Origin of the sequence: Streptantibioticus rubrisoli (genome assembly GCF_024436055.1) — a bacterium.
Lineage (GTDB): Bacteria > Actinomycetota > Actinomycetes > Streptomycetales > Streptomycetaceae > Streptantibioticus_A > Streptantibioticus_A rubrisoli.
The window spans coordinates 223276-243656 of record NZ_JANFNH010000004.1; the positions used below are offsets into that span (position 1 = coordinate 223276).

Below are 20381 nucleotides of genomic sequence, written 5' to 3' on the forward strand. Positions count from 1 at the left end.
ACGTCGACTCCGGTCGGCACGCCGATGCGCGTTGTCCGGGCCGTTGAGCACCTCTGACGGCCATTCAGTTCCGGCTCGACCGCGTCAGAAGGACAACTCCATGACTGCCTCGACCGATCTCGGTTCCGCCGCCTCCGCGACCGATGTCTTCCGCTCGGTCTTCCGACGGCACGCCGCCGGGGTCGCGGTGATCACGGCGGCCGGTGCCCGGCCGGTCGGCTTCACCGCCACCTCGCTCACCTCCGTCGCCGCGGAACCCCCGCTGCTCTCCTTCGGCATCAGCGTCGGCTCGTCGAGTTGGCCGACGGTGTCCGCGGCCGAGTACGTCGGTGTGCATGTCCTCGGTGAACACCAGGAGGAGTTGGCCGCGACGTTCGCCCGCAGCGGCGCGGACCGGTTCGGGCCGCCCACCGTCTGGCGCGGCGGCCCGCACGGTGTGCCGCTGCTGGACGGTGTCTGCGCATGGCTGGTGTGCCGGGTGGTGGGCCGCGTCCCAGCCGGTGACCACCGGATAGTGGTGGCCGAGGCCGTGCACGGCGATCCGCACGGTCCCGGCCGCCCGCTGCTGTACCACCAGGGGCGCTTCAACGCCCTGCGGCACTGAAACCTCCCCGCTGCGACCCACTGCCGGGCGTCGGCAAGGTCACAGTTCAACGGCCTTGCGGAGTGGGAATCGGCCGAGTGTACTGGCGAGTAATATTTCGGTTGGAGCGCCTAGCAGTCCCCGGCCGAAAGACGCCGTCGAAGGCGCCTATGCTGCCTTCACAGGGCAGTTACTGGGTTCCACGGCCCACGACGCCGGTGCTGGTGTCGCGGCCCGGACCGCCGAACCGATGCAGTAGGAGAGCAGGCGTGAGCTTGAGGATCGTAGTCGCTGTGAAGTACGTGCCCGACGCCACGGGCGACCGTCACTTCGCCGAGGACCTGACCACCGACCGCGACGCCGTGGACGGCCTGCTGTCGGAGCTGGACGAGTACGCGGTCGAGCAGGCGCTGCAGATCGCCGAGGAAGCCGACGACGCCGAGATCACCGTGCTGACCGTCGGCCCCGAGGACGCCAAGGACGCCCTGCGCAAGGCGCTGTCCATGGGCGCCGACCAGGCCGTGCACGTGGAGGACGACGCCCTGCACGGCACCGACGCGCTTGGCACCTCGCTGGTGCTGGCCAAGGCCATCGAGCACGTCGGCTACGACCTGGTGGTGTGCGGCATGGCCTCCACCGACGGCACCATGGGCGTCGTCCCCGCGATGCTCGCCGAGCGCCTCGGCGTCCCGCAGGTCACGCTGCTGTCCGAGGTCAAGGTCGAGGACGGCAAGGTCACCGGCCGCCGTGACGGCGACGCCGCCAGCGAGCAGCTCGAGGCGTCGCTGCCCGCAGTGGTGTCCGTGACCGACCAGTCGGGCGAGGCCCGCTACCCGTCATTCAAGGGCATCATGGCCGCTAAGAAGAAGAAGGTCGAGTCGCTCGACCTGTCGGACCTCGGCATCGAGGAGGACGAGGTCGGCCTCGCCGGTGCCTGGACCAAGGTCGACAGCGCGGCCGAGCGCCCGGCCCGCACCAAGGGCACGATCATCACGGACGAGGGCGAGGGCGGCAAGCAGCTTGCCGCGTTCCTCGCGGAGCAGAAGTTCATCTGAGCCGCCGAGCCGCCTTCCCAACGCCCCTTTCTTTCACGTGCAGGAGAGCAATCCCATGGGTGAAGTCCTCGTCTACGTCGACCACGTGGACGGCGCCGTCCGCAAGCCGACCCTCGAACTGCTGACCCTGGCCCGCCGGATCGGCGAGCCCGTCGCCGTGCACCTCGGCGCGGGTGCCGACACCGCCGCGGCCACCCTGGCCGAGCACGGCGCCGCCAAGGTGCTCGCCGCCGACCTCCCGGTGTTCGCCGAGTACCTGGTGGTACCCAAGGTGGACGCCCTGGAGCAGGCCGTCGCCGCCGTCTCGCCGATCGCCGTCCTCGTACCGTCCTCCGCCGAGGGCAAGGAGATCGCCGCCCGCCTCGCGGTGCGCCTCGGCTCCGGCATCATCACCGACGCGGTGGACCTGGAGGCCGGCGAGGACGGTCCGGTCGCCACGCAGTCGGTGTTCGCCGCGGCGTTCACCACCAAGTCCCGGGTCACCAAGGGCGTTCCGGTGATCACCGTCAAGCCCAACTCGGCCGCCCCGGAGGTCGCCCCGGCCGCGGGCACCGTGGAGCAGCTGGCGGTGACCGTGGGCGAGAAGTCCACCGGCACCAAGGTCGTCTCGCGCACCCCGCGCGAGTCCACCGGCCGCCCCGAGCTGACCGAGGCCGCGATCGTGGTCTCCGGCGGTCGCGGTGTCAACGGCGCCGAGAACTTCAAGGTCATCGAGGACCTCGCCGACTCGCTCGGCGCGGCCGTCGGTGCCTCCCGTGCCGCGGTGGACGCCGGTTGGTACCCGCACAGCAACCAGGTCGGCCAGACCGGCAAGTCCGTCTCGCCGCAGCTGTACATCGCCTCCGGTATCTCCGGCGCGATCCAGCACCGGGCGGGCATGCAGACCTCGAAGACCATCGTGGCCATCAACAAGGACCCCGAGGCCCCGATCTTCGAGTTGGTCGACTACGGCGTGGTCGGCGACCTCTTCGAGGTCGTCCCGCAGCTGACCGAGGAGGTCAAGGCCCGCAAGGGCTGACCGTCCGTGCCGAGGGGCCACGCGGAACGCTCCGCGTGGCCCCTTCGTGCTGTTCCGGTTTGCGCTGTTCAGGCCTGGCGCATGGCCTGGTCCAGATCCTCGTAGAGGTCCTCCACGTCCTCCAGGCCCACCGACACCCGCAGGATCGAGGCGTTCGGCTTGGCCTCCGCCGCCACCGGGCGGTGGGTGAGCGCCGCCGGGTGCTGGATCAGCGTGTCCACACCGCCCAGCGACACCGCGTGCGTGATCAGCTGGCAGCCCGCCGCCGTCGCGGCCGCCGCACGGTAACCGCCGCGCACGGCAAGGGAGATGACCGCGCCCGGGCCGGACATCTGACGGCCTATCAGGCCAGCTGGGTCGCACTCGGGCAGGCCGGGGTAGAAGGCCCGCTCGACGGCGGGGTGTTCGGCCAGCCGGGCCGCCAACTTGTGTGCCGACGCGGACTGGTGGCGGATCCGCAGTGGCAGCGTCTGCAGGCCGCGGTGCAGCAGGTACCCGGCCAGGGGGTGCAGGATGCCGCCGGTCAGGGCGCGTACCGGGCGCAGCCGCCGTGCCCACTCGGCGTTCGTCGCCACCACTCCGGCGAGCACGTCGCCATGGCCGCCGAGGTACTTCGTCGCGCTGTGCACCACCAGCGTGGCGCCGTGCCGGGCGGGTTGCTGGAGCACGGGCGTGGCGAAGGTGTTGTCCACCAGCAGTGGCACATCCCCGCACCGCTCGGCCACGGCGGCCAGGTCGACCAGCTCCAGGGTGGGGTTGGCCGGAGTCTCCACGACCACCAGACCGGTGTCGGGGCGCAGCGCCTCGGCGATCCGGTCCGGCTGCGCCCAGGTCACCTCGGTGCCCAGCAGTCCGGTGGCCAGCAGGTGGTCCGTGCCGCCGTACAGCGGGCGGACGGCCACCACATGGCCCTTGCCCTCGGCGCGGGCGGCGAGCACGCAGGCGGTGATGGCGGCCATGCCGGAGGAGAAGGCCACCGCCTCGGCGCAGCCCTCCAGCTCGGCCAGTGCCTCCTCGAACCGGGCGGTCGTCGGGTTCCACAACCGCTGGTAGACGTGGCTGCCGCCGTCGAACGGAGTGCCGCCGGTCGCCAGTGCCTCGTAGCTCTCGCCGCCGATCTCGACGTCCGGCAGCGGGTTGGTCGTCGACAGGTCGACGGGCGGCACATGCACGCCCAGTGTGCGCAGGTCCCCGCGTCCGGCGTGTACGGCGGCGGTGTCCGGGCGAAGTGCGGTCGGCTGCATTGGCGGTCCTCTGTCTGCGGTTTTCGGGCTGCGGTGGTTCTTTTGGCCTGCGGTGATGTGCGGCCTGCGGCGGTGCGCGGCCTGCGGCGGTGCGCGGCTCGGGCCATGGTGAAGAAAACGGCGCCTGGAGTGGTGGGACGTCGCAGATAATTCGCGGATCGGCCGGTGGGCCTTGGCAATGTGCGGTGTCAAGGGTCATTCTCGGCCGTATGCCGAAGAATCAGCAGGGCGATGACCTCGGGCCGGTCGACCGTGCGATCCTGGGCCTGCTGGCCCAGGACGCCCGGATGCCCAACAGTGCCATCGCGGCGGCGGTCGGCGTCGCGCCGTCCACCTGTCTGGCCCGAGTCCGCTCGCTGCGTGAGCGCGGGGTGATCCGTGGGTTCCGGGTGGAGCTCGATCCCGAGGCGCTCGGGCTCGGCATCCAGGCGATGATCTCCGTCCGGCTGCACTCGCACCGCAGGGACCAGGTGGATCGTTTCGTACGGGAGGTGCCGCGGCTGCCCGGTGTGGTGGAGCTGTTCCATGTCTCGGGGGCCGATGACTATCTGCTACGGGTGGCGGTACGGGACTCCGACGGGCTGCGGGACTTCGTCCTCGACCACCTCACCACGCATCCCGCTGTGCAGCACACCGAGACCAGTCTCATATTCGGGCACATCCGGGGGCGGCTGCTGTCGCCTGACTGAGCTGGGCCGTTGGCCGTTGGCCGTTGGCCGTTGGTCGTCGGTGTGGGTTGTGATGTGGGCCGTTCGCCGATGTGGGCGTTGATGTGGTTCGTCGGCGTGCGGTGTTGGGCTTGGTCTTGGGTGTGGGGCATTGACGTTGGTCAGGAGGCGCTGGGAAACTCCGCCTGGCGGAGTTGATTTTTCGGTTTGCGGAATCGCGTGGAGGGTGTCGGATGGGTTCGGACGGTGTACCTGTGGCGACCAGCCTGTCGGCGGCGGTGCGGGAGAGTGTCGGCGCTTCCCTCGCGGGGGTTGACGCGGAGCTCGCCCGTCGCTATCCGGGGGATCCCGGTACTCGGCAGCCGGTGCACACCGTCTATGTGCCCGCCGATGTCTTCGCCGCCGACACCGTGCGGATGTGGGGGGAGCAGGCGCTCGACCTGCTTGACCGGTGTGCGCCTGATGCCAGGGAGTTCGCCGCCGCGCTGGGGCTGTCCGACGAGCTTGCCGCGCAGGTCTACGAGCGGGTGCGGGCCAAGCTGAGGCGCGAGCCGGTTGAGGATCTGCGGATCGACTTCGAGGACGGGTACGGTTCGCGGCCTGATGCGGAGGAGGACGCTGCGGCGGCTCGCGCGGCGCGGCTGGTCTGCGACGCGGTGGCCGAGGGCGGTGCGCCGCCGTACGTCGGGATCCGCGTCAAGTGCATGGAGGCCGGGGTTCGGGATCGCGGGATCCGGACGCTGGACGTCTTCCTGACCGCGTTGATGGCGGCGGGTGGGCTGCCTGATGGGCTGGTTCTCACCTTGCCCAAGGTGACCTTTCCCCAGCAGGTTTCCGCGATGGTGCGGCTGTGCGAGGAGTTCGAGAAGGCACACGGGCTTGAGCCCGGGCGGATCGGCTTCGAGATCCAGATCGAGACCACCCAGGCGATTCTCGGACCGGACGGCACCGCGACCGTCGCGCGACTGATCGACGCGGCGGAGGGGCGGGCCACCGGGCTGCACTACGGGACGTTCGACTACAGCGCGGCGTGCGGGGTGAGCGCGGCCTACCAGTCCATGGACCATCCCGTCGCCGATCACGCCAAGGCCGTGATGCAGGTCGCCGCGGCGGGTACCGGGGTGCGGCTGTCGGACGGTTCCACGAACGTGTTGCCGGTTGGCGGCGGCGAACAGGTGCGTGACGCTTGGCGGTTGCACTACGGGTTGGTACGCAGGTCGCTGGCTCGGGCCTACTACCAGGGGTGGGACATGCATCCCGGGCAGCTACCGACCCGGTACGCGGCCGTTTACGCCTTCTACCGCGAGGGGTTCGTGGCCGCGGCGGAGCGGCTTGCGGCGTATGTCGCTCGGGCGTCCAGCGATGTCATGGACGAGCCTGCTACGGCGCGGGCGCTCAGTGGGTACCTGCTGCGGGGGGTTGAGTGCGGGGCCGTTGACCTCTCCGAGGTCACGGCTGTGGCGGGGGTGGGGCATGAGGGGTTGCTGGGGTTGCGGTGAGGCGGGTCCGTCGCGGCCTGCGGTTGGGGGGCCGGGGGCGGGGGCTCCGGGCCCCCGCCCCCTCACGTGGTCGTGCGTCTGCGAGGCGTGGTCATTTGGTCTGCAACGGCGTGCGTGCGTTCCGTTTGGATCGCTGCAGGTTGGGGTTGGTGTCTCTCCCCGGCCCTGTGCTTCCTCGACCCGCGACGAGCTGTGCGCAACGGCAAGGGGCGGGCTGCGGCGAAGCGGGGCTGGCGGGTTATTTCCTTAACGTCAGTGCTGGAGGGCGGGTAGTTCGCCGGAGCCGCGGGGGATGAGGCGGCCCGGCAACTCGACGCGTTGTGGGGGTGCCGTGTCTCCGTCCAGGCGGCGGAACAGCAGTTCCGCCGCGGTTCGGCCGAGGCGAGCTGGGTCCTGCGCTATCACCGTGACGCCCGGCCGGAGCAGGTCCGCGAGTTCGAAGTCGTCGAAGCCCACGAGCGCGATCGGACGGTCGTGCTCGGACAGGACCCGCACCGCGGTGACCGTCACCCGGTTGTTGCCGGAGAACAGCGCGGTGATGGCCTCCGGGCCGGATGCCATGCGTTCCAGTTCGGCCCGTACTCGCTCCGGCGCGGTGCCGCCCATCGACACCCACTCTTCGCGCACGGCGAGGCCGTGCGCGGCCATCGCCTCGCGATAACCCCGAACGCGTTCGTCCGCGGTGTGGATGTGCGGACGGTCCCCGATGAAGCCGATCCGCCGGTGGCCGTGCGCGATCAGATGGGCGACCGCGGTCCGGGCACCGCCCGCGTTGTCGGTGAGCACCGCGTCCGCCTCGATCCGGCTCGCGGGGCGGTCAACGAAGACGGTGGCGATGCCTGCGGCGATCTCCGGTTCGAGGTAACGGTGGTCATCGCTGGCCGGAACGATCACCAGGCCGTCCACCCTGCGGGCGCACAGTGCCAGCGCCAACTCCTCCTCTCTTTCGGGGACTTCGGCGCTCGAACCCGCGAACAGCAGGCTGCCGTTGGCTCGGGCGACCTCCTCGACGGCGCGGCTGAGCGGCGAGTAGAACGGGTCGGCGAGGTCCTCCAGGACCAGGCCGATGCTGGCGGTACGGCCCTTGCGGAGGATGCGCGCGCTGTCGTTCCGGCGGAAGCCGAGTGCCTCTATCGCGGCACGGACCCGGGACTCGGTGTCGGCGGTGACGCCGGGCTCGCCGTTGACCACACGGGAGACGGTCTTCAGGCCGACGCCCGCTCTGGCAGCCACGTCCTTCATCGTCGGGCGGCTGCCGTACCGTACGGCGGTCGTGGCGGGGCGGGCGGCGGAGCGGGAGTCGGGCACGGGCGGCAGTCCTGTCGTCGAGCGCACGGGGTAACGTGAGCCTAGGGCTAGACAACGTTGTCAACAAGGGCCAGACTACTCTGGCTCGCCACCGCCCTGAGCTCGCACCCGCAGGGGATGCCAACGTGGACAAGGGAGACACCGTACCGATGCACAGCGAAGGCGCCGCAGTGCGGGTCCCGGCCGTCGAAGGGCCGGTTGTGGCCCTGGACATCGGCGGCACGAAGATCGCGGGAGCGCTGGTCGACAGTACCGGGCGACTGCTTGTACGCGCCCAGCGGCGCACCCCTGCCACCAAGGACGCGGAGACGGTGATGCGCGCGGTCGCCGAGGTGCTGGACGAGTTGGCCGCCGACCCCCGCTGGGCGCGGGCGAGCGCCGTCGGCATCGGCAGCGCGGGGCCGGTCGATGCCTCGAACGGTACCGTCAGTCCGGTCAATGTCCCGGGGTGGCGTGGATTCCCGCTGGTCGCCCGGGTCCGGGAGATGACCGGAGAGCTGCCCATCACCCTTTCGGGCGATGGGGTGGCCATCGCGGCGGCGGAACACTGGCAGGGCGCCGCCCGCGGTTATGACAACGCCCTGTGCATGGTGGTGTCCACCGGTGTCGGGGGTGGCTTTGTGCTGGGTGGCGTGCTGCACCCCGGTCCTACCGGAAACGCTGGTCATATCGGGCACATCAGCGTCGATCTCGACGGGCCGTCGTGCCCGTGCGGTGCGCGCGGCTGTGTGGAGCGCCTGGCCAGCGGCCCCAACATCGCCCGGCGTGCGGTGGAGCAGGGCTGGAAACCGGAGGACGGTGCCGAGCCGACCGCCGCGGCCGTCGCCGCCTCGGCGCGGGCCGGGGATCCGGTAGCCCGCGCCTCCTTCGAGCGGGCCGCGCAGGCGTTGGCCGCGGGCATAGCGGCCTGCGCGAGCCTGGTGGAGATCGAGGTGGCGGTGATCGGCGGGGGAGTGGCGGGCGCCGGTGAGGTGCTGTTCGCGCCGCTGCGTCAGCAGCTTCGGCGGTACGCCACCTTGTCGTTCGCCTCGGGGGTCGAGGTGGTTCCGGCTCAACTGGGCACGGACGCCGGGCTGGTGGGCGCCGCTGCGGCTGCCTACGCCGCGGCGCCTGTGTCCCCTGTCCCGGGCCGAGGGTGACGTTCGGTCGCGTGAACCCTGGTGCGGGAGTTGGTTGCGGTCCGGGGTTGGCGGTTGCGGGGGCGTTTCCTGCGGTGTGCTCATTGGGTGCGGTGCGGCTGCTCGTTCGCCGGAGTCAGTCGCCGGGGGTCGGTGTCTGTTGTGGGTGGTTCGTGGTGGGTGGTTTGTGGGGGTGGTTCTTGGGGGGGGGTCGGCGGTGTGTTGGCTGCCGGTTGGGCTACGGGTGGCTGCTCGCGAGTGGTGGGCAGCGGCAGGGCGTACGGGGCGGTGGTTTGACTGCCCTTGCTTGCGGGGTGGCTGGGATGCGGTGCGGTGCGGCGCCTGTGGGCGGGACGGTTGCGGTGGTTCCGGAGCTGCTGCGGTCCTTGGGCTGCCATAGGCCTCGCACGGGTGTATGCGCTGCGGTGGGTGAGGCAATCGCGGTGGTCTTGTGGTGATCCGCCGCGGCGGGTTCGTTTCGTGGAACGGCGTTGCGGCGTGGCCGCCGTCGACCGGTGGTGGGACCATCGTGCAGCTGGCTCAGTTGTCGCTCGCTCAGTTGTCGCTCGCTCGTGTTGTGTCGCTGGTGCTGCTTGGGGCGTCCACTCCCAGCCTGTTGCAGTTGCCGTACCTGAGGTGGTCAACGCCGCAGTCGGCGGCCTGCTGTGCGTCGGAGCGCTCCTGGCTCCCAGCGCCGGGGAAGCCCTTGCTGATGCGGGTCTTCTTGCCCGCACTAGTGTGGATGCCCCGCTTCGGTCACTTGGCGTGCCCGTAATCGGCAATTGCATTGGTGGCGTGCGGGGATCGCGCGGGATTGGGCGCCGAAGGGCCGTTGGAGTCGCGGTTTGGCAGTGCCTGGGCGCCGTTGGGGTTGACGCGCTGGTAACCGGCCGCTTCGAAGCTGGGTATGTGGCGGTGCCTTGGGCCATCGTTCCGTTGGAGTCGGGGCCGCAGTGCTTGCTGGGCCGATTGTTGAAGCCCGTGGGTGGGTGCGGGGCAGGCCGGGGTTGAGCAGCGCGGTGGTGGTCCTCGCCGTTGTTGCGGGGAGTTGGCGGTGGGTGCTTGCCGGTTGTGGCGCGGAGGTCCATCGGGCGGTCAGCCCGGCGGCGCCCAACAAGGACACGGCCAACGTGGCTAGGGCTTTTCGTTGTGGCCACGGTGGCGAGCGGAGCGTGACCGTGGTGCCTCCTTCCGGTCGGTCCAGGGGTAGCTGGGCGTTGTTGGAATGAGATGAGTTTCGGCCGGGAGCGTTCGGATTCCTGAGGAGGATTGGTGCGGCGGTGCTGTTTGGTTGCGTTCGTTTCGACGGTGGCTGGATGAGGGCGGGTGGCGTGGGGGCCGTTGCTGTCCTACCGTGGCCCGCGCGTTTGCTCGACCGTGCCGCCCGGGCACTTCTTAGGGGGCTATGGAGGAGGGGGCACCGTGATCGTCTGGCTGAACGGCGCGTTCGGTGCGGGGAAGACCAGCGCCGCGCGCGAACTGATCGACCTGATACCCGGAAGCACCCTGTACGACCCCGAACTGATCGGCAGCACACTGCGGTTACTGCTGCCGGAGAAACGACTCGGCGAGATCACCGACTACCAGGAGCTGCCCTCCTGGCGGCGGCTCGTCGTGGACACCGCGGCCGCCTTGCTGATGGAGACCGGCGGGCCGCTGGTCACGCCGATGACGCTGCTGCGCCAGGACTACCGGGACGAGATCTTCGGGGCGCTGGCGGCCCGGGGAATCCCGGTGAGACATGTGCTGCTGCGGGCTGAGGAAACGATCCTGCGCGAGCGCATCGCGCACCGCGAGGAGGTGCCGGGCGACCCCGAGGCCAGCGCTTTGATGCGCCGCTGGTGCCTGGACCATCTCGCCGCCTACCGTGCGGCCCTGCCCTGGCTCACCCGGGACGCCCATGTCCTCGACATCGGGGACGCGCCGCCGCGCGAGGTCGCGGAGCGCGTCGCGGCCGCCGTGGGGGAGGGGGCGGGCGCCTGCGGCATCGTGCAGACGCCGGAGCCGACCCGGGAGACGGTGGCGGCCGGGGTGCTGCTGTTCGACGAACTCGACCGCGTGTTGCTCGTCGACCCGACCTACAAACCGGGCTGGGAGTTTCCAGGCGGAGTGGTCGAGCGCGGCGAACCGCCCACCCATGCCGCGCTGCGTGAGGTCGCCGAGGAACTCGGCGTCGACCTCGGCACCGGTGCGGGCCTACGGCTGCTGGTGGTCGACTGGGAGCCGCCACGGCCGCCTGGTTTCGGTGGGCTGCGGCTGCTGTTCGACGGCGGCTCGTTGCCCGCCACCGATGCCGGGCGGCTGCTGTTGCCCGCCGCCGAGTTGCGTGGCTGGCGCTTCGTCACCGAGGACGAGGCGGCTGTTCTGCTACCGGCCGAGCGGTTCGCCCGCCTCCACTGGGCGCTACGCGCCCGCGCCCAAGGTAGGGCGATTAATCTGGAAGCGGGCGAACCGGTCGCAGCGGTTGATTAGCTATCAACCGCCTTGATCGCTGCCAGTTCGGCGCTGTTTCCTCAATCGCGCTTGCTGTATGCGTAGTTGGCCAGGAACAGTGCCTCGGTGAGCGACATCCGCTCCAACTCCTGCGGCGAGACGCTCTCGTTCACCGCGTGGATCTGCGCCTCCGGTTCGCTCAGACCGATCAGCAGGATCTCCGCCTCGGGGTAGAGCGCCGCCAGGGTGTTGCACAGCGGGATGGAACCGCCCTGCCCCGCGATCTGCATCTCGGTGCCGTCGTAGGCCGCGCGCATCGCCTCCGCCATGGCGGTGTACGCCGGGCTGGAGGTGTCCGCGCGGAACGGCTGGCCCTGGCCGCACTGGGTGACCTCCACCCGCGCGCCCCACGGCGCCGCAGACCGAAGGTGCGCGCTGAGCGCCTGCTGGGCCTTGGCGGCGTCGGTGCCCGGCGGCACCCGCAGGCTGACCAGGGCACGGGCGCTGGCGTGCACCGACGGGGTGGCACCCACCACCGGCGGGCAGTCGATGCCCAGCACGGTCACCGCGGGACGCGCCCACAGGCGGTCGGCGATGGTGCCGGTGCCGATCAGGCCCACACCGTCGAGCACCCTGGCGTCGGCGCGGAACTCCTCCTCGCCGTACTGCAGCCCCTGCCAACTCGCGTCCGGCTCAAGGCCGTCCACCGTCGTGGCACCGGACTCGTCACGGAGCGAGTCGAGTATCCGGATCAGAGCGGCGAGCGCGTCGGGCGCGGCACCGCCGAACTGGCCGGAGTGCAGGTTGCCTTCCAGCGTGTCGACGGTGACCTCAGCCAGCGTCATCCCGCGCAGCGTCGCGGTGACGGTGGGCAGCCCGACCCGGAAGTTCCCAGTGTCGCCGATCACAATGGTGTCCGCGGCGAGCAGTTCGGGGTGTGCCTCGGCGTACTGCTGGAGACCGCCGGTGCCCTGCTCCTCGGAGCCCTCGGCGATCACCTTCACCGAAACCGGGACACCGCCGTGCTCCCGCAGCGCCCGCAGGGCGGTCAGGTGCATCACCAGTCCGCCCTTGCAGTCGGCGGCACCGCGCCCGTACCAGCGGCCGTCTCGCTCGGTGAGCTCGAACGGCGGGCTGACCCACGCCGCCTCGTCCAGCGGCGGCTGCACGTCGTAGTGCGCGTACAGCAGCACCGTGGGGGCTCCCTCAGGCCCCGGCAGGAAGCCGTAGACGGACTGAGTGCCGTCCGGGGTGTCGAGCAGCGCCACGTCCTGGAAACCCTCCGCCCGCAGAGCGTCGGCCACCCAGAGCGCGGCCTTCTCGCACTCGCTCCTGGGGAACTGGCGCGGGTCGGCGACCGAACGGTAGGACACCAACTCGGCGAGTTCGGCCTTCGCCCGGGGCATCAGTGCGGCGACTGTCTCCGCGAGGAGGGCGTGCGAGGCCTGCGACATGGGCGCTCCTTGTGGGTGCGATTGGTGGTGGGTGCGGGTGACCGCGCAGCCGATGGTCCCATAGCGGACCAATCCGCGCCGCGCCATAGGATGCCGGAAGACCGGCAGACGGAGCGGGAGCGGGAACACACGTGAGCAGCGACTACGCAGCGCGGAGCGGGGAGAGCGGCGGGCACCCGGAGGTCTGGGACGTCGTCGTGGTGGGCGCCGGGCCTGCCGGGGCCAGCGCCGCGCACGCCGCGGCCTCCGCCGGGCGACGGGTACTCCTGCTGGAGAAGGCCGAACTGCCGCGCTACAAGACCTGCGGTGGCGGCATCATCGGCCCGTCCCGCGACGCCCTGCCGCCCGGTTTCGAACTACCGCTGCGGGACCGGGTGTGCGCGGTCACCTTCAGTCTCAACGGCCGGATGGCCCGTACCCGTCGCTCCCGCCAGACGCTGTTCGGGCTGGTCAACCGGCCCGAGTTCGACGCCCGGCTGACCGAGGCCGCCCAACGCGCCGGTGCCGTGCTGCGCACCGGTACCCAGGTCTCCCGGGTCGAGCAGCACGGGCCTGCCGTCCCCGATCGCCGGACGGTGGCGGTGGTGCTCAGCACCGGTGAGACGCTGTTGGCCCGCGCTGTCGTCGGCGCCGACGGCAGCGCCAGCCGGATAGGCGCTCATGTGGGGGTCAAGCTCGACCAGGTGGACCTCGGCTTGGAGGCGGAGATTCCGGTGCCCGCTTCAGTGGCGGAGGACTGGGCGGGCCGGGTGCTGGTCGACTGGGGCCCGCTGCCCGGCAGTTACGGCTGGGTCTTTCCCAAGGGCGACTCCCTTACGGTCGGAGTGATTTCCGCGCGTGGACAGGGTGAGGCGACCAAGCGCTACTTTGAGGACTTCATCGCCCGCCTCGGCCTGGCGGGCTTCGAAGCCAGCGTCTCGTCCGGCCACTTGACCCGCTGCCGGGCCGACGACTCGCCGCTCTCCCGCGGTCGGGTGCTGGTCTGCGGTGACGCGGCGGGGTTGCTGGAGCCGTGGACTCGTGAGGGCATCTCGTACGCACTGCGCTCCGGGCGGATGGCAGGCGAGTGGGCGGTACGCATCGCGGAGGCGCAGGACGCGGTGGACGCGCGTCGGCAGGCGCTCAACTACGCGTTCGCCGTGAAGGCCGGTCTGGGTGCGGAGATGGCGGTGGGCCGCCGGATGCTGTCGGTCTTCGAGCGCCGCCCGGGTCTGCTGCACTCGGCGCTGATCTCGCTTCCGCCCGCGTGGAAGGCCTTCGCCGGGATCACCAACGGTTCGACGTCGCTCGCCGAGATCGTGCGCAACCACCCTGTGGCCGGGCGGCTGTTGTCGGGGTTGGGCTAGCGTCCCTGGTCGGATGGCACGCCGGGGTCAAGCCTGCTCGGTTATGCGGAAGACCGGGTGGTCAGAAGCTATGCGCAAAAGCTCCTCGTCCGAGGAGTCGCGGTTGACCCCCTTGAAGAATGCGCCGACCTCCCACTGCCACCGGCCAAGGTAGGCGCGGAGCAGTGGGGGCTTCTCGTTGTCGGGCACCTCCTCGGCGGTGAACCGCTCGATGCGGTTGCCCACCCGCAGTTCGCCCTCGCCCGCCGCGCGCAGGTTGCGCACCCACTGGGTCTGGCCCCGGGGTGCGACCAGGAAGCGGTTTGACCCAACGGTGACTGGATTGACGGGATTGTGCCGCCACTCGCCGGATTTCCGTCCCCGCACCGCCAGTTCGCGAGAGCCCGCGATGCTGATGCCGTGGCGTGTCAGCCAGCCGACGGTGTTGTGCAGGAGTCGAACCTCGATCCGGCCGGGCTTGAGATAGCGCTGCTCTGTCATGGCGGTCCCCCTCAGAAGGTGAGAGCGGTGCTCTCGTTCCAGATCAGTGTGGCACCGTCAGCGCGCCCATGCAAGAGCACTGCTCTCTTTTGTTTCCTGCGATCTGGTTATTGTCCGATGCTCCGGGTGAATGGCAGACTGGGGCCATGAGTGTGATCCGAGGAGCCAGGGAACGCGCGCGCATCGAGGTGACCGCCGCCATCAAGGACGAGGCCAGACGGCAGTTGGCCGCCGAGGGGGCTGCCCAGCTGTCGTTGCGGGCCGTCGCGCGGGAGTTGGGCATGGTCTCCTCCGCGCTCTACCGCTACTTCCCCAACCGCGACGAGCTGCTGACGGCGCTGATCATCGACGCCTATGACGCCGTCGGCGAAGCCGCCGAAGCCGCTCTCGCCGAGACCGCCGACGACGCTCCCGACGCCCGGTGGATAGCGGTGTGCCGCGCGGTGCGAGCCTGGGCGCTGGCGCATCCGCACGAGTACGCCTTGCTGTACGGCTCGCCCGTGCCCGGATACGCCGCCCCGCAGGACACCATCGCGCCCGCCTCCCGCGTGGGCCTGGCGCTGGTGGCGGTCGCCCGCGACGCGTATGCCGCGGGCGAACTGACCGCCCCCGCTGGCGAACCGCTGCCCGACGAACTGCGCACCGATGTCGAACGGTTCGCCGCTCAGTTGGCGGCCGACCTGCCGGAGCCCACGCTGGCCGGGCTGGCCGCCGTCTGGTCGCAGCTCTTCGGTCTGATCGGTTTCGAGGTCTTCGGCCACTTCCATCGCGTGGTGGAAGCCCGCGACGCGTTCTTCGACCACTCCTGCGCGGCGCTCGCCCGACAGGTGGGGCTGTAGGACGGCGGGCCGCCGCGTACTTCCCCGGGAGTACGGACGATCACCGCGGGCGTGGGACGCCGCCGCGGCCCGGCCCCGTCTAGCGTTGCGGCATGAGCGACGATCGGGCGCCCCGGCGCGAGTGGCACGGCGGCGCACCGTGGGCTGGCCTGCCACGGGGCGGTGCCCCCTGGTGGCACCAGGCGGACTCGCCCGTCCGCTGGCCCGTGCGGTCCTCGCTCGTCGTCGCCCTCATCCAGGTGGTGGGCTCGACCGTCGCCAGCCGCCACGCGATCGACCGGGTCCATCTCAACGCCCTCGGCTACGCCCTGCTGCTCGCCGGACCCGCACTGCTCGTACTGCGGCTGCGGCTGCCACGGGTGGCCGGGTACGGCACGATGGCGGTGACCCTCGGCTATCTGGCCGCGGGCTTTGCCTGGGGGCCGTTCTTCCTCAGCTTCCTGGTCGCGTTCTGCTCCGCTGTCGTCCATGAGCGCCGCCGGGATGCCTGGACCGCGGCGATCGGGCTCTACGCGGGCCATCTGCTGGTGGGCCACTGGCTCTACCGCTGGCTGCCGCCCGCTGGTCAACCCGCCCAGGGCTGGGGTCCGGAGTTCGGCATCGCCGCCTCGCTGCTGGCGTTGGGCGCCGCCGCCGAACTGATCCGGGTGCGCCGCGAGCAGTTCGTCCGCGCCCGTCGGGAACGTGCCGAGGCCGAACGGCACCGGGCCGACGAGGAGAGGCTGCGGATCGCCCGTGAACTGCACGACGTGATCGCGCACAGCCTCTCGGTGATCAACGTCCAGGCGGGCGTGGGCCTTGCGCTGATCGACGAGCGACCGGAGCAGGCGCGGATCGCGCTGACCACCATCAAGGCCGCGAGCAAGGAGGCGCTCGGCGAGGTGCGGCAGGTGCTGGGGGCGCTGCGTTCGCCGGGCTCGGCGCCCCGGACCCCCGCACCGGGCCTGGACCGGATTCCGGAACTCGCCGGGCAGGCGGCGGCTGCCGGACTTCAGGTCAGCGTTGACGTGGACGGAGGCGCACGGAAGCTGCCGCCAGGGGTGGACCTTGCCGCGTTCCGGATCGTTCAGGAGGCGCTGACCAACGTGGTGCGGCACTCGGGTGCCCGTACCGCCCGGGTGCGAATCGGTTACCGGCCAGAGGAGTTGGAGCTGCGGATCGACGATGATGGACCCGCCACCGCGGGCGGGGACTCCGGAGGCGGCAACGGGTTGATTGGCATGCGGGAGCGGGCTGCGGCCCTCGGAGGCTCCGTCGAGGCCGGTCCGCGCGACGACGGCGGATTCCGGGTGGTCGCCACGCTGCCGTTGACCGGGCTGGACGACATGGGCGCGCAGGAGGGCCGATGACCCGGGTGGTGCTGGCGGACGATCAGGTACTGGTGCGCGCTGGGTTCCGTGCGCTGCTGGACGCGCAACCCGACATCGAGGTGGTCGGTGAAGCGGCCGACGGGGAGGAGGCGTTGCGCCAAGTCGCCCGGCTCATGCCGGATGTCGTGCTGATGGACATCCGCATGCCGACCCTCGACGGACTCGCCGCCACCCGTCGGATCACCGGAGATCCGGCGCTGGCGGACGTCAAGGTCGTCATCCTCACCACCTTCGAGTTGGACGAGTACGTCTTCGAGGCGATCCGTTCCGGCGCCACCGGATTCCTGGTGAAGGACACCGAACCGGACGAACTGCTGCGCGCGGTACGGGCCGCGATGGCCGGGGACGCGCTGCTGTCGCCCGGTGTGACCCGGCGGTTGATCGCCGAGTTCGCCGCGCGCTCCAAGGAGCCGACGGCCGCCGAGGGCCTGGAGCAACTCACCGAGCGGGAGCGGGAGGTGATGGCGCTGGTCGGCATCGGGCTGTCCAACGACGAGATCGCCCGCCGTCTGGTGGTCAGCCCGCTCACCGCCAAGACCCATGTGAGCCGGGCCATGGTCAAGCTCGGTGCCCGGGACCGCGCCCAACTCGTCGTGCTTGCCTATGAGTCTGGGCTGGTGCGGCCCGGCTGGCTCGGCTGATCCGACTGGTTCAGGTCACCGCCGAGGTGGTACGCCACAGTTCGGCCAGCGAGGCATCGCCGGTCACCTCGATGCCGTCGTACGGCGTGCGGTTCCACAGCGCGAGGTAGAGCGCGGTGGCCGGGCCGCTGAAGGTGCAGTCGGGCGCTCCCGCGCCGGAGGGCGGCTCGCCGTGCGTACGCTCCACACGCGGCGGGTCCTGGGACAGCCGCAGCCACCAGTCGACCGGGCCGGACCGGCCGTCCACCGCTCGTATCCGCAGCACCCGTGGTGTCGTTGAGCGCAGTCGGCTGCGGGAGCGGGCCAGGAAGCCGGTCAGCAACTCGTCGACGCCGTCCAGCGCGAAGCGCGTGCCGTACGGGGCGTGGCCCTTGCCCAGTGCGGCCTCCGCGTCGAAGCGGTGGATCGCCGTCTCGTGTGCCTGCCGCCGGGCCCAGAACTCCAGTGGAGAGGGGGCGGGCAGGAACGTCCAGCACTCCAGGTCGGCCGGGGCCGCGGCGAGCCGCTCCAGCAACTGGCGGTGGCCGTCCCGGAACCAGGCGGCCAGCGCCTCGTCCGGCGGGGCGTCGACCACCAGCGGCGCGGGCTGCGTCGCCCCCGCCACGAAGCCGGTCGCCCAGCGGTGTACGCCGCCCGTGTGCGCGACCAGATCACGCACCCGCCAGTCGGGACACGGCGGCACGGACGCCTCCCACCCGGCCGCTTCCGCCGCGTCCGCCAGCAACTCGCCTTCATGGCGGAGGATTTCGATGAACTCGGATGTCTCCATGGCCACATGATCGCAGGGGGGTCTGACAACGGCCCGCGCGCCCGGCGTCAATCGGCCGGGCACGGCTCCGCGTTGCGCACCGCGAACGCGATCAGCGCGGCGACCGCCGCCAGCAGCGCCACCGTGGTCAGCGCCAGCGGCAGACCCATCGCCTCGGCGAGGAACCCGATCGAGGGCGGCCCGAGCAGCATGCCGCCGTAGCCGAACGTGGACGCTGCGGCGACCCCGCCGGGCCCGGCCAGCGCCCCCGCCCGGGCGATGGCCACCGGGAAGATGTTGGCCAGCCCAAGTCCCGTCACCGCGAACCCGGTCAGCACCAGCCACGGCAGCGGCGCGAGCGCACCCAGCAGCATCCCGGACGCGGCGGTCAGGCCGCCGAGGACCAGGGTGCGGGTCTGCCCGAAACGCTCCAGCAGCGCGGTGCCCGACAGCCGCCCCACGGCCATGGCCAGCGCGAACGGGGCGTAGGCCGCCGCAGCGAGGCCGGGGCCGCTGCCCAGGTCCTGGGTGAGGTGCAGCGCGCTCCAGTCGGCCAGTGCCCCCTCGCCGTACGCGGTGCACAGCGCGATCAGGCCGAAGACGGCGACGAGCCAGCGGGCGCCGGAACCGGAGCGCGGGCGCGCGGGTGCCGAGTGCGCCGTCTGGGCGTGCGGTGTCGGGTGCCGTAGCAGTGTCCGGCCCGCGACCGCTGTCACGAGCAGTGCGAGAGGGGTGAGCAGGAGCAGGTGGCGGGTCGGCGACAGGTGCGGCGCGAGCAGTCCGCCGAGCCCGGCGCCCACCAGGCCGCCGAAACTGAACGCCGCGTGGAAACCCGGCATGACGGGGCGGCGCAGCGCCCTGACCAGCTCGACGGCGGCACTGTTCATGGCGACGTTCAGCCCGCCGTACGCGGCGCCGAAGACCAGCAGGACCAGTCCCAGGGCCAGCGCCGAGTGGGTGAGCGGCGGCAGCGCTACGCTGAGCGCCAGCAGCGCCGCGCACCCCACGGTGACCGGATGGCTGCCGAACCGGTGGCACAGCCGCCCGGTGATGACCATCGTGGCGACCGCCCCGGCGGACACACCGAGCAGTGCCAGGCCCAACGCGCCTGAGGAGGCGCCGACTTGGGCTTTGATGGCGGGGATGCGGACCACCCATCCGGCGAAGACGAATCCGTCCACGGCGAAGAAGGCGGTGATCGCGGTGCGCAGTGCGGTGAGTGGGGTACCGGACAGGTGGGGGGCGGTTCCGTTGAGGACCGCCCGTATTTTGTTTAGCGTCGGCACAAAGTAAGAATAGGACCGTGACCCAGACTCGGACAAGGCTTGAGAGGGGGCGCGCGGCGTTGGGCCCCGCGCTGGCGCTCGTACACACCGGGCGCGCGCCCACCCGCGCGGTGCTCACCGCGGAACTCGGGGTGACCCGGGCCACCGCGGGTGCGGTCGCCGCCGAACTCGAAAGCCTCGGGCTGATCAGGGTGGACACCCGCCCCACCGTGGAGGCCGGTTCGCAGGGCCGACCCTCGCACCGGCTCCAAGTCGACCCCGATGGGCCGGTGGTGCTCGCCGCACAGGTGCACGCCGACGGCTTCCGGGCCGCCCTGGTCGGCCTCGGGGGGCGGATCATCGCCACCACGCCCGGCTGCATGACGGTGCCAGCCGACCCGGCGCACGTCCTCGGCCTGGTGGTCGCCGCCGGTGCGGAACTGCTGAAGTCCACCGGACGCGACTGCGTGGGCGCCGGGCTCGCGGTGCCGTCCGCGGTGGCCGAACCCGAGGGGACCGCCCTCAACCCGCTCCACCTCGCCTGGCCCGCCGGCGCGCCGGTGCGCGATGTCTTCGCCGAGCAGATCGAGGCACACGGCGTCACAGGGCCGAGCGGTGCGCCGGTGGCCTCGTTCGTGGGCAACGACGTGAACGTGGCCGCGCTCGCCGAGCACCGGCACGGTGCCGGACGCGGCGCCCAGCACCTGCTCGTGGTCGCCACAGGGCACCGTGGTGTGGGCGGCGCCTTGGTGCTCGACGGCCGTCTGCACACCGGCAGTTCGGGGCTGGCCCTGGAAGTGGGCCACCTCACCGTCAACCCCGAGGGCCGCCCCTGCCACTGCGGCAGCCGCGGCTGCCTGGACGTCGAGGTCGACCCGGTGGCCTTCCTGGAGGCCGCCGGACGGCCCACCGGCCCCGAGGTCTCGCTGCTGGACAGCTCCGCCCGACTGCTGCGCACGGAGTACGACGATCCGCGGGTGCGGTCCGCCGCGGAAGTGCTCATCGACCGGCTCGGTTCGGGACTCGCCGGACTGGTCAATGTGCTCAACCCCGACCGCATCGCCCTGGGCGGCCTGCACCGGTACCTGTTCGAGGCCGACCCAGAGCGGCTGCGCGCCGTCGTCGCCGACCGCAGTCTGTGGGGACGCAGCGGCTCGGTGCCGATCCTGAGCTGCTCGCTGGACCACAACAGCCTGGTCGGTGCCGCCGAACTGGCCTGGCAGCCGGTGCTCGACGACCCGCTGGACGCCCTCGCCGGGTAGCAGCCGCCGCCGGTTCCGGTACTCCGGGCGGGGTACGCACAGTGGCGCCC

At 71.5% G+C, this 20381-nt stretch carries 18 protein-coding genes; 12 read left to right on the forward strand and 6 right to left on the reverse strand.

Going from position 1 to position 20381, the window contains the following annotated elements:
- The first annotated feature begins 100 nt into the window (after positions 1-100).
- The 3 genes from NON19_RS07560 (at position 101) to NON19_RS07570 (ending at position 2656) form a co-directional block, all read left to right on the forward strand.
- Complete coding sequence (locus NON19_RS07560; RefSeq protein WP_255925876.1) at positions 101-604, forward strand: flavin reductase family protein; 504 nt, start codon at positions 101-103, stop codon at positions 602-604.
- A 248-nt stretch (positions 605-852) separates the two neighbouring features.
- The gene (locus tag NON19_RS07565) at positions 853-1638 is read left to right on the forward strand and encodes an electron transfer flavoprotein subunit beta/FixA family protein (RefSeq protein ID WP_255925877.1); all 786 of its coding nucleotides are present in this window, start codon (positions 853-855) and stop codon (positions 1636-1638) included.
- 55 nt (positions 1639-1693) lie between these two features.
- Positions 1694-2656, forward strand: a complete 963-nt coding sequence (locus NON19_RS07570) for an electron transfer flavoprotein subunit alpha/FixB family protein (protein WP_255925878.1) — start codon at positions 1694-1696, stop codon at positions 2654-2656.
- 68 nt (positions 2657-2724) lie between these two features.
- On the opposite strand, the gene NON19_RS07575 is transcribed toward NON19_RS07570, so the two are convergent.
- On the reverse strand, positions 2725-3900 hold the full coding sequence (locus NON19_RS07575) for a trans-sulfuration enzyme family protein (RefSeq protein WP_255925879.1): 1176 nt from the start codon (positions 3898-3900) through the stop codon (positions 2725-2727).
- A gap of 209 nt (positions 3901-4109) precedes the next feature.
- Here NON19_RS07575 and NON19_RS07580 point away from each other — a divergent pair, with 209 nt between their 5' ends.
- On the forward strand, positions 4110-4589 hold the full coding sequence (locus NON19_RS07580; protein WP_255925880.1) for an Lrp/AsnC family transcriptional regulator: 480 nt from the start codon (positions 4110-4112) through the stop codon (positions 4587-4589).
- Positions 4590-4822: 233 nt separating this feature from the next.
- Positions 4823-6067 (forward strand): DUF6986 family protein, encoded by a 1245-nt coding sequence (locus NON19_RS07585; RefSeq protein WP_380608646.1) that lies wholly within the window; start codon positions 4823-4825, stop codon positions 6065-6067.
- A gap of 252 nt (positions 6068-6319) precedes the next feature.
- On the opposite strand, the gene NON19_RS07590 is transcribed toward NON19_RS07585, so the two are convergent.
- Positions 6320-7309: a LacI family DNA-binding transcriptional regulator gene (locus tag NON19_RS07590; protein ID WP_255925975.1), complete on the reverse strand. Its 990-nt coding sequence runs from the start codon at positions 7307-7309 to the stop codon at positions 6320-6322.
- 215 nt (positions 7310-7524) lie between these two features.
- Between NON19_RS07590 and NON19_RS07595 the strand changes: the two genes are divergently transcribed.
- Positions 7525-8514: an ROK family protein gene (locus NON19_RS07595; RefSeq protein ID WP_255925882.1), complete on the forward strand. Its 990-nt coding sequence runs from the start codon at positions 7525-7527 to the stop codon at positions 8512-8514.
- A 1401-nt stretch (positions 8515-9915) separates the two neighbouring features.
- A complete protein-coding gene (locus NON19_RS07600; RefSeq protein WP_255925883.1) occupies positions 9916-10965 on the forward strand; it encodes an NUDIX hydrolase in 1050 nt (349 codons plus the stop codon).
- Between the two features lie 41 nt (positions 10966-11006).
- Here NON19_RS07600 and NON19_RS07605 read toward each other — a convergent pair whose 3' ends face one another.
- Positions 11007-12380: a dipeptidase gene (locus tag NON19_RS07605; protein WP_255925884.1), complete on the reverse strand. Its 1374-nt coding sequence runs from the start codon at positions 12378-12380 to the stop codon at positions 11007-11009.
- A 131-nt stretch (positions 12381-12511) separates the two neighbouring features.
- Between NON19_RS07605 and NON19_RS07610 the strand changes: the two genes are divergently transcribed.
- A complete protein-coding gene (locus tag NON19_RS07610; RefSeq protein WP_255925885.1) occupies positions 12512-13726 on the forward strand; it encodes a geranylgeranyl reductase family protein in 1215 nt (404 codons plus the stop codon).
- Between the two features lie 27 nt (positions 13727-13753).
- Here NON19_RS07610 and NON19_RS07615 read toward each other — a convergent pair whose 3' ends face one another.
- Complete coding sequence (locus tag NON19_RS07615) at positions 13754-14206, reverse strand: nitroreductase family deazaflavin-dependent oxidoreductase (protein WP_255925886.1); 453 nt, start codon at positions 14204-14206, stop codon at positions 13754-13756.
- 146 nt (positions 14207-14352) lie between these two features.
- Between NON19_RS07615 and NON19_RS07620 the strand changes: the two genes are divergently transcribed.
- The 3 genes from NON19_RS07620 (at position 14353) to NON19_RS07630 (ending at position 17056) form a co-directional block, all read left to right on the forward strand.
- On the forward strand, positions 14353-15045 hold the full coding sequence (locus tag NON19_RS07620) for a TetR/AcrR family transcriptional regulator (protein ID WP_255925887.1): 693 nt from the start codon (positions 14353-14355) through the stop codon (positions 15043-15045).
- A gap of 92 nt (positions 15046-15137) precedes the next feature.
- Complete coding sequence (locus NON19_RS07625) at positions 15138-16394, forward strand: sensor histidine kinase (RefSeq protein WP_255925888.1); 1257 nt, start codon at positions 15138-15140, stop codon at positions 16392-16394.
- Positions 16391-17056, forward strand: coding sequence for a response regulator transcription factor (locus NON19_RS07630; RefSeq protein WP_255925889.1), 666 nt, complete (start codon positions 16391-16393; stop codon positions 17054-17056). The genes NON19_RS07625 and NON19_RS07630 overlap by 4 nt, the downstream gene beginning before the upstream one ends.
- A gap of 10 nt (positions 17057-17066) precedes the next feature.
- Here the strand turns inward: NON19_RS07630 and NON19_RS07635 are convergent, their stop codons facing one another.
- A complete protein-coding gene (locus NON19_RS07635; RefSeq protein ID WP_255925890.1) occupies positions 17067-17825 on the reverse strand; it encodes a maleylpyruvate isomerase family mycothiol-dependent enzyme in 759 nt (252 codons plus the stop codon).
- 47 nt (positions 17826-17872) lie between these two features.
- Positions 17873-19090, reverse strand: coding sequence for an MFS transporter (locus NON19_RS07640; RefSeq protein WP_255925891.1), 1218 nt, complete (start codon positions 19088-19090; stop codon positions 17873-17875).
- Between the two features lie 17 nt (positions 19091-19107).
- Here NON19_RS07640 and NON19_RS07645 point away from each other — a divergent pair, with 17 nt between their 5' ends.
- A complete protein-coding gene (locus NON19_RS07645) occupies positions 19108-20331 on the forward strand; it encodes an ROK family protein (protein ID WP_255925892.1) in 1224 nt (407 codons plus the stop codon).
- Positions 20332-20381: the final 50 nt, after the last annotated feature.

What these genes read in the sequence shown, in the direction of transcription:
- NON19_RS07590 (WP_255925975.1), bottom strand. Translation starts at nt 7,309, where the DNA reads ATGAAGGACGTGGCTGCCAGAGCGGGCGTCGGCCTGAAGACCGTCTCC.
- NON19_RS07560 (WP_255925876.1), top strand. Translation starts at nt 101, where the DNA reads ATGACTGCCTCGACCGATCTCGGTTCCGCCGCCTCCGCGACCGATGTC.
- NON19_RS07630 (WP_255925889.1), top strand. Translation starts at nt 16,391, where the DNA reads ATGACCCGGGTGGTGCTGGCGGACGATCAGGTACTGGTGCGCGCTGGG.
- NON19_RS07615 (WP_255925886.1), bottom strand. Translation starts at nt 14,206, where the DNA reads ATGACAGAGCAGCGCTATCTCAAGCCCGGCCGGATCGAGGTTCGACTC.
- NON19_RS07575 (WP_255925879.1), bottom strand. Translation starts at nt 3,900, where the DNA reads ATGCAGCCGACCGCACTTCGCCCGGACACCGCCGCCGTACACGCCGGA.
- NON19_RS07620 (WP_255925887.1), top strand. Translation starts at nt 14,353, where the DNA reads ATGAGTGTGATCCGAGGAGCCAGGGAACGCGCGCGCATCGAGGTGACC.
- NON19_RS07635 (WP_255925890.1), bottom strand. Translation starts at nt 17,825, where the DNA reads ATGGAGACATCCGAGTTCATCGAAATCCTCCGCCATGAAGGCGAGTTG.
- NON19_RS07570 (WP_255925878.1), top strand. Translation starts at nt 1,694, where the DNA reads ATGGGTGAAGTCCTCGTCTACGTCGACCACGTGGACGGCGCCGTCCGC.
- NON19_RS07605 (WP_255925884.1), bottom strand. Translation starts at nt 12,380, where the DNA reads ATGTCGCAGGCCTCGCACGCCCTCCTCGCGGAGACAGTCGCCGCACTG.
- NON19_RS07595 (WP_255925882.1), top strand. Translation starts at nt 7,525, where the DNA reads ATGCACAGCGAAGGCGCCGCAGTGCGGGTCCCGGCCGTCGAAGGGCCG.
- NON19_RS07580 (WP_255925880.1), top strand. Translation starts at nt 4,110, where the DNA reads ATGCCGAAGAATCAGCAGGGCGATGACCTCGGGCCGGTCGACCGTGCG.
- NON19_RS07625 (WP_255925888.1), top strand. Translation starts at nt 15,138, where the DNA reads ATGAGCGACGATCGGGCGCCCCGGCGCGAGTGGCACGGCGGCGCACCG.